This window comes from Agrobacterium rubi TR3 = NBRC 13261 (assembly GCF_000739935.1).
GTDB lineage: Bacteria > Pseudomonadota > Alphaproteobacteria > Rhizobiales > Rhizobiaceae > Agrobacterium > Agrobacterium rubi.
This window is the reverse complement of sequence record NZ_BBJU01000010.1, coordinates 22980-36526: the sequence shown is the minus strand read 5'-3', so window position 1 is coordinate 36526 and position 13547 is coordinate 22980. Positions and strand designations below refer to the sequence as shown.

12 protein-coding genes are annotated in these 13547 nt (G+C 58.5%); 5 read left to right on the top strand and 7 right to left on the bottom strand.

Annotated features, from left to right (window positions below; all coding sequences use genetic code 11):
* Positions 1-4: 4 nt before the first annotated feature.
* The 3 genes from bglA (at position 5) to RRU01S_RS08130 (ending at position 3448) form a co-directional block, all read left to right on the top strand.
* Positions 5-1681, top strand: a complete 1677-nt coding sequence (gene bglA, locus RRU01S_RS08140; RefSeq protein ID WP_045229780.1) for a beta-galactosidase BglA — start codon at positions 5-7, stop codon at positions 1679-1681.
* Positions 1682-1701: 20 nt separating this feature from the next.
* Entirely contained in the window at positions 1702-2790 is a 1089-nt protein-coding gene (locus RRU01S_RS08135) for an ABC transporter ATP-binding protein (protein WP_045229916.1), read from the top strand.
* A 301-nt stretch (positions 2791-3091) separates the two neighbouring features.
* A complete protein-coding gene (locus RRU01S_RS08130) occupies positions 3092-3448 on the top strand; it encodes a hypothetical protein (protein ID WP_045229915.1) in 357 nt (118 codons plus the stop codon).
* A 9-nt stretch (positions 3449-3457) separates the two neighbouring features.
* Here the strand turns inward: RRU01S_RS08130 and RRU01S_RS08125 are convergent, their stop codons facing one another.
* From RRU01S_RS08125 to RRU01S_RS08100, 6 genes are all read right to left on the bottom strand, one after another.
* Positions 3458-3823, bottom strand: a complete 366-nt coding sequence (locus tag RRU01S_RS08125) for a nuclear transport factor 2 family protein (protein WP_045229779.1) — start codon at positions 3821-3823, stop codon at positions 3458-3460.
* 5 nt (positions 3824-3828) lie between these two features.
* Positions 3829-5649 (bottom strand): phosphogluconate dehydratase, encoded by a 1821-nt coding sequence (edd, locus tag RRU01S_RS08120; protein WP_045229778.1) that lies wholly within the window; start codon positions 5647-5649, stop codon positions 3829-3831.
* Between the two features lie 84 nt (positions 5650-5733).
* Entirely contained in the window at positions 5734-6432 is a 699-nt protein-coding gene (pgl, locus tag RRU01S_RS08115) for a 6-phosphogluconolactonase (RefSeq protein WP_045229914.1), read from the bottom strand.
* Positions 6433-6445: 13 nt separating this feature from the next.
* Positions 6446-7921, bottom strand: a complete 1476-nt coding sequence (gene zwf / locus RRU01S_RS08110; RefSeq protein ID WP_045229777.1) for a glucose-6-phosphate dehydrogenase — start codon at positions 7919-7921, stop codon at positions 6446-6448.
* Between the two features lie 154 nt (positions 7922-8075).
* Positions 8076-9362, bottom strand: a complete 1287-nt coding sequence (locus tag RRU01S_RS08105) for an NAD(P)/FAD-dependent oxidoreductase (protein WP_045229776.1) — start codon at positions 9360-9362, stop codon at positions 8076-8078.
* Positions 9363-9372: 10 nt separating this feature from the next.
* Positions 9373-10809 (bottom strand): glutamine synthetase family protein, encoded by a 1437-nt coding sequence (locus tag RRU01S_RS08100; protein ID WP_045229775.1) that lies wholly within the window; start codon positions 10807-10809, stop codon positions 9373-9375.
* 128 nt (positions 10810-10937) lie between these two features.
* On the opposite strand from RRU01S_RS08100, the gene RRU01S_RS08095 reads away from it, so the two are divergent.
* Positions 10938-12122 (top strand): BaiN/RdsA family NAD(P)/FAD-dependent oxidoreductase, encoded by a 1185-nt coding sequence (locus tag RRU01S_RS08095; RefSeq protein ID WP_045229774.1) that lies wholly within the window; start codon positions 10938-10940, stop codon positions 12120-12122.
* Positions 12123-12237: 115 nt separating this feature from the next.
* Here RRU01S_RS08095 and RRU01S_RS26060 read toward each other — a convergent pair whose 3' ends face one another.
* Positions 12238-12564, bottom strand: a complete 327-nt coding sequence (locus RRU01S_RS26060; RefSeq protein ID WP_131367775.1) for a hypothetical protein — start codon at positions 12562-12564, stop codon at positions 12238-12240.
* A gap of 82 nt (positions 12565-12646) precedes the next feature.
* Between RRU01S_RS26060 and RRU01S_RS08085 the strand changes: the two genes are divergently transcribed.
* A complete protein-coding gene (locus RRU01S_RS08085; protein ID WP_045229772.1) occupies positions 12647-13519 on the top strand; it encodes a LysR family transcriptional regulator in 873 nt (290 codons plus the stop codon).
* The last annotated feature ends 28 nt before the right edge of the window (positions 13520-13547 follow it).

Below are 13547 nucleotides of genomic sequence, written 5' to 3'. Positions count from 1 at the left end.
ATCCATGAATGCCCATACCACACAGGATACTGCAATGACGTCTTCTGCTCTCGTGCGCGATAAGGATTGGTGGCGCGGTGCCGTGATCTACCAGATCTATCCGCGCTCCTATCAGGATTCCAACGGCGATGGCATCGGTGACCTCAAGGGTATCACCTCGCGTCTGGAACACATCGCAAAGCTCGGCGCAGACGCGATCTGGATTTCGCCCTTCTTCACCTCGCCGATGAAAGACTTCGGCTATGACGTCTCCAACTATGTCGATGTCGATCCCATGTTCGGCACGCTGGCGGATTTCGATGGCCTGATTGCCGAAGCGCATCGCCTTGGCATCCGCGTCATGATCGACCTCGTACTGTCACACACGTCCGATCAGCACCCATGGTTCGTGCAGAGCCGCTCCAGCCGCCAGAACCCCAAAGCGGACTGGTATGTGTGGAGCGATGGCAAGCCTGACGGTACTCCGCCCAACAACTGGCTGTCCATCTTCGGCGGTTCCGGCTGGCAGTGGGACCCCACGCGCATGCAATATTACATGCACAACTTCCTCACCTCGCAGCCGGACCTCAACCTGCACAATGAAGAGGTGCAGCAGGAGCTGTTGAACATTACCCGCTTCTGGCTGGAGCGCGGCGTCGATGGCTTCCGTCTAGATACCATCAACTTCTACTTCCACGACAAGGAACTGCGCAACAACCCGGCCTTGGCACCGGAGCGGCGTAACGCCTCCACAGCACCTGCCGTGAACCCCTATAATTTTCAGGAGCACATCTACGACAAGAACCGCCCTGAGAATATCGCCTTTCTCAAGCGCTTCCGTGCCGTGCTGGATGAGTTCCCGGATATCGCCGCTGTCGGCGAAGTCGGCGACAGCCAGCGTGGCCTTGAGATCGTGGGCGAGTATACCTCCGGCGATGACAAGATGCAGATGTGCTATGCCTTCGAATTCCTGGCGCCGGATGCGCTGACCCCGCAGCGCGTGGCCGATGTGCAGGCGGAATTTGCCCAAGCTGCACCAGAGGGATGGGCCTGCTGGGCGTTCTCCAACCATGACGTCGTGCGCCATATCAGCCGTTGGGGCGATGTGGTGGAAGACAAGGACGCGTTCGCCAAGGTTCTGGCGGCACTGCTGATGACGCAGCGCGGCTCTGTCTGCATCTACGAAGGCGAAGAGCTTGGCCTGACCGAAGCCGATATCGCTTTCGAAGATTTGCAGGACCCCTACGGCATTCAGTTCTGGCCGGAATTCAAAGGCCGTGATGGTTGCCGCACGCCGATGGTCTGGGATGCGGGCCATGCGCTGGCAGGCTTCTCGACCGCCGAAAAGGGCTGGCTTCCTATTCCGCCTGAACACAAGCAACGCGCCGTCAGCGCCCAGCAGGGCGACGAGACATCGGTGCTGGAGCATTACCGCCGCTTCCTGGCGTTCCGCAAACTGCATCCGGCCTTTGCAAAGGGCAAGATCGAGTTCCAGCCAGTGGTCGGTACTGTATCGAGCTATACCCGCACGCTGGGCAACGAGACGGTGCTGTGCCTCTTCAACCTGTCGGCTGAACCGTCGGTGGCCACGCTGCCGGATGGTGACTGGCAGGTTCTGGATGGGCACTGCTTTACCGCAGAGCAGAGCGGCAACGAGGTTACATTACCGGCATGGGGCGCTTTCTTCGCCCGCCACGCCTGAAGATTGAGGGAGGACACGGCATGACTGGCGTTATTCTGAAGGATATCCGCAAATCCTACGGGCAGGTCAAAGTCCTGCACGGTATCGATCTCGACATCAAACAGGGCGAGTTCATCGTTTTCGTCGGCCCGTCCGGCTGCGGCAAGTCCACGCTGCTGCGCATGATTGCCGGGCTGGAAGAGATCACCGGCGGCGAGATGTATATCGATGGCCAACTGGTCAACGAAATCCCGCCTTCGCGGCGCGGTATTGCCATGGTGTTCCAGTCCTATGCGCTCTATCCGCATATGACCGTCTACGACAACATGGCCTTCGGCATGAAGATCGCCAAGGAAAACAAGCAGGAGATCGACCGCCGCGTGCGCGCCGCTGCCGACATTTTGCAACTGACGCAGTATTTGGAGCGTCTGCCGAAAGCACTCTCCGGCGGTCAGCGCCAGCGTGTCGCCATCGGTCGCGCCATCTGCCGCAATCCCAAGGTCTTCCTGTTCGACGAGCCGCTGTCGAACCTCGACGCCGCCCTGCGTGTCGCGACGCGCATCGAGATCGCCAAGCTGTCCGAACAGATGGCCGATACCACGATGATCTACGTAACCCACGATCAGGTCGAGGCCATGACGCTGGCCGACCGCATCGTCGTGCTGAACGGCGGTCGTGTCGAGCAGGTCGGTGCACCGCTCGATCTTTACGAAAACCCCGCCAATCTGTTCGTGGCAAAGTTCATCGGTTCTCCGGCCATGAACATCATCTCCGGTAAGGTGACGACGACAGGTGCGCAGACGGCGCTGGCGCTTGCCGATGGTAAATCACTCATCGTCCCGATTGCGACGGCTGCTGGCGAAGAGGGCAAGGCCGCAGCCTTTGGGGTGAGGCCTGAAGACCTGTCCATTTCGACGGGTGACGACTACCTGTTCGAAGGCAAGGTTTCCATCGTGGAGGCACTCGGCGAGGTGACGCTTCTCTACCTCGAAGCACCTGCCGGACAGGAGCCGATCATCGTCAAAATCCCCGGTATTGCGGAAGCCAAAAAAGGTCAGGTTTTGCGCTTCTCCGCACCGTCCCAAAAGCTGCATCTGTTCGATGCGCAAGGCCAGACTTACAGGCGCTAAAAGGCGTTTTGGAACGGCTTTTTAACCATAAAATCGAGCCGTTCCTACTCTGCATTGCAGTTCAAAGAACGACATAAGCGTTTTATATCAAAGGCTTAAAAATTTTGGCCGTACATCCTCTGCGGGAAGTGACCGGTATCCACAGCCAAACCTGATATGTGTTTCATATCGAAACGATGACAGAAATTCTTAAGGAGTTCTGGCTAGTCTTTATCCGTGAAAAATAACAAAAAGGATTGCGGCAGTGAACGCCCGGGCGGACATCGGTAAACCCACCTATCTCAGCAAGGAAGAATCTTTCATGTACGACCGCGAGGCGCGGTTCAAAATGGAAGATACGATGAATGCCGCCCGCATCGAATATACCGAGAAGGCCGTGATGAACATGGCGTCGCGCCGGTGCGACGTGCTGAAGATTTCCCAGTCGGAGGCGATATTGGCGCTTCTGACGCAATACAATCTGCCGAAACAGTTCTACCTCGACATTCCCGATGCCCGCATCACCAAAATTGGATGCGTTTTGCTGAAGGTCAATCCCAACAACACCATCCACGTCCGCTTCCTGCATATTCTCAGCAAGAAGGATATGGACCGCATCTTCGTGTTCAGCACGCACCCGGCGCACCGCGACCGCAAGCTCGATGTCAGGGCCTGGTAGCCCTTAAGCTCAGCCGTAAAGCCTGGGCGTGCCGATCTTGAACCACGCCTTGGCAATCTTTCCACCCACGATCTCATAGATGCAGATGACGTCCAACTCTCCGGGGCCGTCCGCGAAGCTGCGTATGACCGTTTCATGGTCGACCACGGTGTTGCCCATCACGATGCGATGCAGCAGCTTGCCGTGCAGGTTTGGCTCTTTGAACCGCTCGACGTGTCTCTCGCGAATTTCCTCGGCACTGCTGGCGACGAGTTGATCGGGAAAGACATAGTATTGGCAATCGTCCGCCCACCACGGCATGAAGGCGTCGATGTCGCGGGCGTTATAGGCCTCCAGCTGCATCTGCACAGGGTAGGCTGCGTCCTGCTGATCCATGGGCCTTAACTCGCAAACACGCTGGCGCCCTGATCGGCGGGTCCGACGCTGCGGCGGAACGGCGCAAACAGCTCGCGGCCCATGCCCCATTCATTGTCGGAAAGATCGGCGGTCGCAGGCTCGCGGCTCGCAAGCTCTGTGGATGAGACCAGCACCTGGATCGTTCCGGTAATCGCGTCGAGCCTGATCATGTCGCCATCCTGAATGCGCGAAATAGGGCCGCAATCGACAGCCTCAGGCGTCATGTGGATGGCGGCAGGCACCTTTCCGGATGCGCCGGACATGCGACCGTCGGTGACCAGCGCCACCTTGAAGCCGCGATCCTGCAACACGCCGAGCGGCGGCGTCAGCTGGTGCAATTCCGGCATGCCGTTGGCCTTCGGCCCCTGGAAGCGGACCACGGCGACGAAGTCCCGGTTCAGCTTGCCTTCCTTGAAGGCGGTCTGAAGGCTTTGCTGGTCGTGGAAAATGATGGCCGGGGCTTCGATGATGTGACGCTCGGGCTTGACGGCAGAAATCTTGATCACGGCCTTGCCCAGATTGCCGGTCAGCATCTTCAGACCGCCTGTTGGCTGAAACGGTGTTTCCACGCTGGCCAGAACCTTCGGGTCGTGGCTCACTTCCGGCGCGGCGGTGCGCGCTACCGCACCATTTTCATCCAGTGTGGGCTCGATCGTATAAGCTTCAAGCCCCTGACCGAACACGGTGCGCACGTCATCATGCACGAAGCCCTGCTTCAAAAGCTGCTTGATGAGGAAGCCCATGCCGCCCGCGGCGTGAAAATGGTTAACATCTGCCATGCCGTTCGGATAGACGCGCGCAAGCAGTGGCACCACGTCCGATAGGTCGGAGATATCCTGCCATGTCAGCACGATGCCAGCCGCCCGCGCCATGGCGATGAGGTGAAGCGTGTGGTTGGTGGAGCCACCCGTAGCATGCAAGCCGACAACGCCGTTGACCACGGAGCGCTCGTCGATCATCTCGCCCGCTGGCGTAAACTCGTTGCCCTGCGCGGTGATGGCCAGCGCCCGCTTCGTGGCTTCACGCGTCATCGCATCGCGCAGCGGCGTGTTGGGGTTGATGAAGGAGGAGCCGGGCATATGGAAGCCCATGATTTCCATCAGCATCTGGTTGGAATTGGCGGTGCCGTAGAAGGTGCAGGTGCCGGGACCGTGATAGGATTTGGATTCGGCCTCCAGCAATTCGGCGCGTCCGACCTTGCCTTCGGCGTAAAGCTGGCGAATGCGGGACTTCTCGTCATTGGGCAGGCCAGATGTCATAGGCCCTGCCGGAATGAAGATGGAGGGCAGATGGCCGAAGGAAAGCGCCGCGATCACCAGACCCGGTACGATCTTATCGCAGACGCCGAGGAACAGGGCAGCATCGAACATATTGTGCGAAAGGCCGATGCCAGCCGCCATGGCAATCGCATCGCGTGAAAACAGCGACAGCTCCATGCCTGGCTGTCCTTGCGTCACGCCATCGCACATGGCTGGAACCGCACCGGCAACTTGCGCAATGCCGCCCGCTTCCTTGGCGGCTTCCCGGATCAGGTTCGGGTAAACCTCAAACGGCTGATGCGCGGAGAGCATGTCGTTATAGGACGTGATGATGCCGAGATTTCCGACCCGGTCGCCGGCAAGGATGTCCTTGTCGGCGGGGGAACAGACCGCAAATCCGTGCGCCAGATTGGCGCAGGACAGAACGGAGCGATGCACACCCTTGGTTACCTGAAGCCGAAGCCTTTCGAGATAAATCTCGCGGTAAGGTTTCGAGCGCTCGACGATACGGGCCGTGATAGCCTGAATACGCGGGTCGGCAGCCATGGGCGTTCATCCTGTCCTTGTAGATCATCGGCCAGACGCTTGGGACGTCGGCCGGTGATCCTGTTGCTGTTTAAAGCCCGGGCCTTAGGGCGCCCAGTAGATATTCACCGGCGATTCCGCGCGGTTGAGGACGGCCCGGATGGGCATCTCTTCCTCGTCCAGATCGGATTTCGCCTGATCGAGCGTCTCTTTCTTGGCCGCACCTTCGATGTGCAGCACCAGAAAACGGGCATCGTGAAGAGCGGAAAGATTGAAGGTCAAACGATCTTCACCAGCCGTTTCCGCCGTCATCGGCAGAACGGCGCGCTCTTCATCGAGATCGAGTGCTTCTTCGAGATTGTCGCCGCCGGGGAAGAAAGAGGCAGTATGGCCATCCGTGCCCATGCCCAGAATGACGACATCGAAGGGATCGCAGATCGCTTCCGTCTTGACGGTTGCCAGCGTTGCGGCATCTTCCGTGGTGGCGAAGAACTGGTAGAGCGGCACGAAATATGCGTAGGTCGCGGCGTTCTGCAACAGATTGTCGGCCACCAGCTTGTGGTTGGAACGATCACTTTCCGGCGGCACGAAACGCTCGTCCACCAGCGTCACGCTGACGTTCTTCCAATCCAGCTGATGTTTCGAGAGCTCCTGAAAGAAGCGCTTCGGTGTCGAGCCGCCAGAGACGGCGATGCTTGCCGTGCCGCGCTCGGAAACCGCGTCTTCAAGACGCTTGGCGACGTCCTTTGCCAGCGTTTCTGCCAGTTCCTGGCCGTTTGCGAAGATATGCTCCTGCCCAATCATCTGCATATCCCCCTTAATCGGCTTCGTGCCATGTGCGACCATCGCGCTCGATCAGTGCGATCGAACCGCTCGGTCCCCATGTGCCTGAGGTGTAACCCTGAACGCCCTGGCCCACGGCTTCCCAGCTTTTCAGAATAGGATCGACCCACTTCCACGCAGCTTCGACTTCGTCGCGGCGCATGAACAGGGCCTGGTTGGAGCGGATGGTGTCCATCAACAGGCGCTCATAGGCATCGGGGCTGCGCACGTTGAAGGCCTGTGCAAAGCTCATATCCAGCGAAACCTGACGCAGGCGCATGCCGCCCGGACCCGGATCCTTGATGAGCAGCGACTGCTTGACGCCTTCATCCGGCTGAAGGCGAATGACCAGCTTGTTGGCCTCGACCTTGCCCGCCGCATCATCAAAGATCGAATGCGGGATCTGCTTGAAGGTGACGACGATCTCGGACACGCGGGTCGCAAGACGCTTGCCGGTGCGGATGTAGAACGGCACGCCAGCCCAGCGCCAGTTGGCGATTTCGGCCTTGATGGCAACGAAGGTTTCGGTGTTGGAAACGCCGCCTTCCAGCTCTTCCAGATAGCCTTTCACAGGACCACCGGCAGAAGCGCCGGCACGGTATTGACCGCGCACCGTCAGCTTTTCGACGTTTGATTCATCGATCAGCTTCAGCGAACGCAGGACCTTCACCTTCTCGTCACGCACCGCTTCCGCGTCCATGGAGGAGGGGGGCTCCATCGCAACGAGGCACAGCAATTGCAGAATGTGGTTCTGCACCATGTCGCGCAGGGCACCGGCCTTGTCGTAATATCCGGCACGGCCTTCCAGGCCGACGGATTCGGCAACGGTGATCTGCACATGGTCGATATGGGCGGAGTTCCACAGCGGCTCGTAAAGCGCATTGGCAAAGCGCAGCACCATCAGGTTCTGCACGGTTTCCTTCCCGAGATAGTGGTCGATACGGAAGATTTGCTCTTCCTTGAAGACATTGCCCAGCGTGTCGTTGAGTTCCAGCGCAGAGGCCAGATCGCGGCCAATCGGCTTTTCCACGACGATACGGGTGGATTTGGTGATGAGCTTGTGATCGCGGATCTTGAAGGCGATGTCGCCGAAAATGCCGGGAGCTACGGCCAGATAAAAGGCGCGGATGCGATCCTTGCCTTCGTCCAGCAGCTTCTTCAACTTGTCCCAGCCGCCATCGGACTTGGCATCGACGGGAATGTAGAACAGGCGGGCGCAGAATTTCGCGACCTGTTCATCGTCATATTCGCCCTTCTTGAGATGCTCTTTGAGGGCATCCTGTGCGAATTTGCGGTATTCCTCATGGGTCATGACCGAACGGGAGGCGCCAATGATGCGTGTCGGTTCTGACAGCTGGTTTTCCACCTGACGGTGGTAAAGGGCTGGCAGAAGCTTGCGCTCGGCCAGATCGCCAGTGCCGCCGAAGACGACGCAATCGAAGGGCTCTACTGGAATGATTTGACTGCTCATACCGATTCTCTCGATCTTTCCATGTTGAGGGCATCCATAATCTAATCGATTTAAAAATGCCAGACGTGTTGTAAGAATTTATGAATTTTGCGTGCAAGCCGTTGTTTCTGTTCACTATGAGGATGTCTCACGAACATCTGCTCCAAACGCTCAATTAAAACCTGTCGCGCAATGCGTACCATGAAAGCGCCAGAAACAGCAGGGGTGCGCGCAATGTCGTGCCGCCCGGAAAAGACGGGACATCCAGCGAGGCGAACTGGTCCAGCGTCCTGTCCTTGGCGACGACCATATCCGCATAAAGCTTGCCACAATAGTTCGCCAGCATCACGCCATGGCCGGAATAGCCACCGATGGACATCACACCCGGCATCACTTCGCGCACGAAGGGCTGACGCGTCAGCGTGATCCCCACCGATCCACCCCATGCATGGGTCATCTCGATGGCATTCAAGGCCGGGTAGATTTCCGCGATCTGCTTGCGGATGTGTTTGGAAATGTCACGCGGCGAATCCGCCGTATAGGCCTCGCGCCCGCCAAACAGCAGCCGGTTATCCGGCGTCTTGCGGAAATAGCGCACCACGAAACGGCTGTCGGCCACCGCTTCTTTCCCCGGGATGACATCAGGAAAATCATCCAGCGGCACAGTTGCGCCGATGAAGGAGCGGATCGGCATGACATGCGCTGCCGTGACCGGCTCCAGATTGCCGATATGGGCATTGGTGGCAATCAACACGCGGTTGGCGGTGATGGTGCCGGACGGCGTTTCGATCAGCGTCTTGCCGCCCGACTGCGCAATGGATTTTGCAGGCGTCATCTCGAAGATTTGCGCGCCTGCCGCTTTCGCCGCCTTCGCCAGCCCAATGACGAGTTTCAGCGGATGGATATGGCCGGTGCCGGTGTCGCGCACGCCGAAATGATAATGGTCTGAGCCCAGCCGCTGCGCCGTCTCAGCCTTCTCCATGAAGGAGACATGGCTGTAGCCATAACGACTGCGCATGGCCTCGACGCATTTGCGATAGTCCTTCTCGTAAGACGCCTTGTGCAGAACATTCAACTGTCCCGGCAGAAACTCCATGTCGATGGCGTGCTCTCGGGCGAAATCCAACACATAGTGCTTGGCGCTCTCGGCAATGTCGAACAGCGCCTTGGAGCGCTCAAAGCCGATGTCCTTTTCGAGATCATCCGGCCATGCCCGCTGGCCGGTGCCGAACTGCCCGCCATTGCGCCCGGATGCGCCATCCCCAAACCTGTAACCTTCGACAAGCGCGACAGAAATGCCCGCCTTGGCAAGATTATAGGCCGCCTGCAAACCAGTGAAGCCGCCGCCGATGACGGCCACGTCCACCGTGCGCGAACCATCCATCGCCGCATATTCGGGCCGCTCGCTCAGACTGTCCTGATACCAGGACATGCCGGGCGCTATCGGGCTTTGCCATGTCATGGGTATACCCTCACACGTTCAGCAGCAGGAATTCCCGCTCCCACGGGCTGATTACCTGCATGAAGGTCTCGAACTCGCCACGCTTCAAACCAGCATAGAGGCCGACGAATTCATGCCCGAAAACGCGCTCCAGCTGTGGCTCGCTTTCCAGCAGAGCTACCGCTTCCAAGAGGCCGCGTGGCAGCTCGATGGAGCCTTCGTTCGCCGTCTCGTAGGTCGGCTCGGTCGGCTCGATATTGTTCATGATGCCAAGCCAGCCGCAGGCGAGAGACGCCGCGATGGCGAGATAGGGGTTGGCATCGGAACTTGGCAGGCGGTTTTCCACGCGCCGCGCCGAAGGGCCTGATATCGGCACGCGGAACGCCGTCGTGCGGTTGTCGTAACCCCAGGCATTGTTCACCGGGCAGGCCATGTCAGGCGTCAGGCGGCGGTAAGAATTCACGTAAGGTGCCAGCATCACCAAGGCATTCGGCACATAACGCTGCATACCGCCGACGAAGGAGAAGAACTCCTTCGACGGGCTGCCATCCTTGTTGGAAAACACGTTATCGCCAGTTTCGATATCCACCACCGACTGGTGAATATGCATGGCCGAACCCGGCATGCCCTGCATCGGCTTGGCCATAAAGGTGGCATAGATGCCGTGTTTCAGCGCCGCCTCGCGGATGGTGCGCTTGAACAGGAACACCTGATCGGCCAGCTCGATAGGATCGCCGTGGCGCAGGTTGATTTCCAGCTGCGCCGGACCTTCTTCATGGATCAGCGTGTCGATCTCCAGACCCTGCTTTTCCGAGAAGTGATAGATATCGTCGATCAACTCGTCGAATTCGTTGATACCGGCAATCGAATAGCTCTGCCCACCGACGATGGAGCGGCCCGAGCGGCCCTTGGGCGGATGCAGCGGGTAATCCGGGTCGTCGTTCATGGCAACGAGATAGAACTCGATCTCAGGCGCAACGACCGGCTTCCAGCCCTTGTCCTTGTAAAGATCGAGCACGTTTCGAAGCACGTTGCGCGGTGTATAGGGAACGAATTTGCCTTCTTGATCCACGACATCGCAAATGACCTGTGCGGTGGGGTCGCTTTCCCACGGCACGACGCAGAGCGTGGACAGGTCGGGCACCAGCTTCAGGTCGCTATCGCGCGGCTCATAACGGAAGTTCGCCGTTTCATCCGGGTATTCGCCTGAGATCGTGTGGCGGTAAAGCGCGGATGGCAGCGCCAGCGATGTATCGCCGGTAAATTTGGAGGTCGGCATCATCTTGCCGCGGGGAACGCCCGCAAGGTCGGGGGTAATGCACTCGATGTCTTCGATACCGCGAGCTTTCAGCCACTGCGCAGCTTCGCGCCATGTGGAGCAACCCCGCGTTGGAGAGACGTCAACTTGTATTTTCTTCGCCATGTTTGCCGGTTTTTTCGGATGGAGCATGGTTTTCTTGGGAGGCATAAATCACCGGCTTTGTGTTTCGATTGGCACTATCATAGTCAGACTTTGGCAATTGGCGAGGGGGGAAGCGCCATTGACAACAGACCTGACTTCGAAAAGAGGAAGTACACCGAAACTAGGGAAACTCCATGACGGAAAAATGTAACGTGCTGATTTTAGGCGCAGGCGCCGCTGGCATGATGTGTGCCATCCGTGCCGGTCAGCGCGGCCGTTCCGTCATCGTCATCGATCACGCCAAGGCACCAGGCGAAAAAATCCGCATTTCCGGCGGTGGGCGCTGCAACTTCACCAATGTCCATGCGGGCCCAAAGAACTACCTCTCGAGCAATCCGCATTTCGCCAAATCCGCCTTGGCCCGCTACACGCCGCGAGACTTCATTGCCTTGGTCGGAAAGCACCGCATCCCTTGGCACGAAAAGACGCTCGGCCAACTGTTCTGCGACGACAGCGCCAAGGACATCATCCGCATGCTGCTGGCCGAAATGCAGGCGGTGGGCGTGAAACTACGGCTGCAAACGGAGATTGCTTCGGTGGACGCAATTCCCACCGGCGGCTTTCGCGTCGCGACCTCATCCAGCATCATCGAAACGGAAAGTTTGGTGCTGGCGACAGGGGGGAAATCCATTCCCAAAATGGGCGCGACCGGTTTTGCCTACCGCATTGCCGACCAATTCGGCCTCGGCATCATCGAAACCCGCCCCGGCCTCGTGCCGCTGACGCTCGAGCCGACGCAGCTTGAAAAGCTCTCGGCTCTCTCCGGCATCGCCGTTCCAGCCGAAATTTCCCATGGCAAGACCTCTTTCAATGAGGCTTTGCTGTTCACGCACCGAGGATTGAGCGGCCCATCCATCCTACAAATATCATCCTACTGGCGCGAGGGCGATGAGATCAGCCTGAAGATGGAGCCCGATCTGGACATTCTTGGCCATCTGAAAGCGGCAAAGAAAACCAATGGCCGCCAGTCTGCCCAAACTGTGCTAGGCGAAATCCTCCCGAAACGGCTGGCGCAGCATGTGGTGGAGCGGGCAGGGGTTACCGGCAACATCGGCGATATGTCCGACAAGACGTTGGGCGGGGTGACTGCCGCCGTGCAGGAGTGGTCCATAAAGCCCTCCGGTTCGGAAGGATATCGCACCGCTGAAGTCACGCTCGGCGGTGTCGATACCACTTATCTCGACTCCAAATCCATGAAGGCGAAAACCGTGCCGGGCCTCTATTTCATCGGTGAGTGCGTAGATGTGACGGGCTGGCTGGGTGGCTATAATTTCCAGTGGGCATGGGCATCCGGCCACGCCGCCGGGGAATCTGTGTAAAGCCTCGACATCTTAATGCCTTATTAAGAGACGCGGAGTCATGCTGATCGAATGCCAGCACAACGCAAGTTGATACATGATGTCCCGCTGGACGCCGGAACCCGGCATCGATCGGTTATGTTTCTCGTTCAGGAAGCCGCTCATGATGATGTCCAAAAAACCCGCCCGCGCCATCGCGATTGCTCGCACCGCCAATGACACCACTGTCTACGCCTTCCGCCTGACTCTGATTTCGGCATGTGCGATTGCTGCGTTTCTCGTGCTGTTGCACTAAGTTTTTCATCGCATAGCCGCAAAATGTGGTGACAGCTTTGGCATATCGCCAAGACGCTGACGCCTGCGCGGCCTCTGCATAAAACCTGTCTTCCGCTTCCTTCGCGTTTCGTGGCGTGTCGGGACGGGTAATCTTCAACAAAGCCAGTGCCGAATAAAGCTCTTGCATAAATGCCTCCGTATTTGAGGCTCAAGCATGAGCTATATTTTTTGATTTATATGCAGCCGAGAATGTCCTATGTTTTTCACTGATGAAAAACCTTGGCTGGGATGCATTTCAGATTTTCCTCGATGTCGCCCGCAGCGGTGGCCTTACCGGTGCGACTGCAAAGTCGGGCCTCAGTGCCGCGACCATCGGGCGGCGGATGCTGGAGCTGGAACAGACGCTTGGCAAATCTCTCTTTCTGCGCAGCCAGACAGGATATGTGCTGACCGCCGATGGACGCGCGCTGCTGGACCAGCTTCAAGCGATGGAAGACGCGGCCCGCAATATCGACGGCTGGCGCAAATCCGGGGCGGCTTCGTCACTGGTGCGCATTGCCGCAGGCACTTGGAACGCCCATCTGCTGACTACCAACTTTTCAGCGATTTGCAGCGAGCGGGATGATTTCCGCGTCGATCTCTTTGTTGCTGAACAACGGGCCAGCCTGGCCCACCGCGAAAACGATATCGGCATCCGCGCGTTCGAGCCGGAAGAACGCAATCTCGCCGCCATCAAAACCGGCGATGTTGCCTATGCGGCCTATCGACTGCGCAATGCCGCAGCGTCCATCCGTGACCGTTGGGTGGCCGTTTCCACCGACAGCGCAATTTCCGCCTATCTGCGATGGCCGCACGAAAACATGTCAGGGAGCATCGTGGTAACGGTCAACCGTCCGACGGCCTTGCTGGATTTGGCACTGGCTGGCGCAGGCGTGGCGGTGCTGCCCTGTTTCATCGGCGATGCCGATGCCCGGCTGGTGCGCGAGGGTGAGGTCATCGAGGACCTGCGCCACAAGCAATGGATCGTCATGAACAACGAAGACCGCCACCGTCGTGACATCAGAACGGTGGCGGATCGCATGGTGAAGCTGATCAAGGGGCATTCCGATCTCTTCGCCGGACGGCACAACCGCCCGGCTTGAGAGGCTAGATTACGCCGCAGCCTTGCCC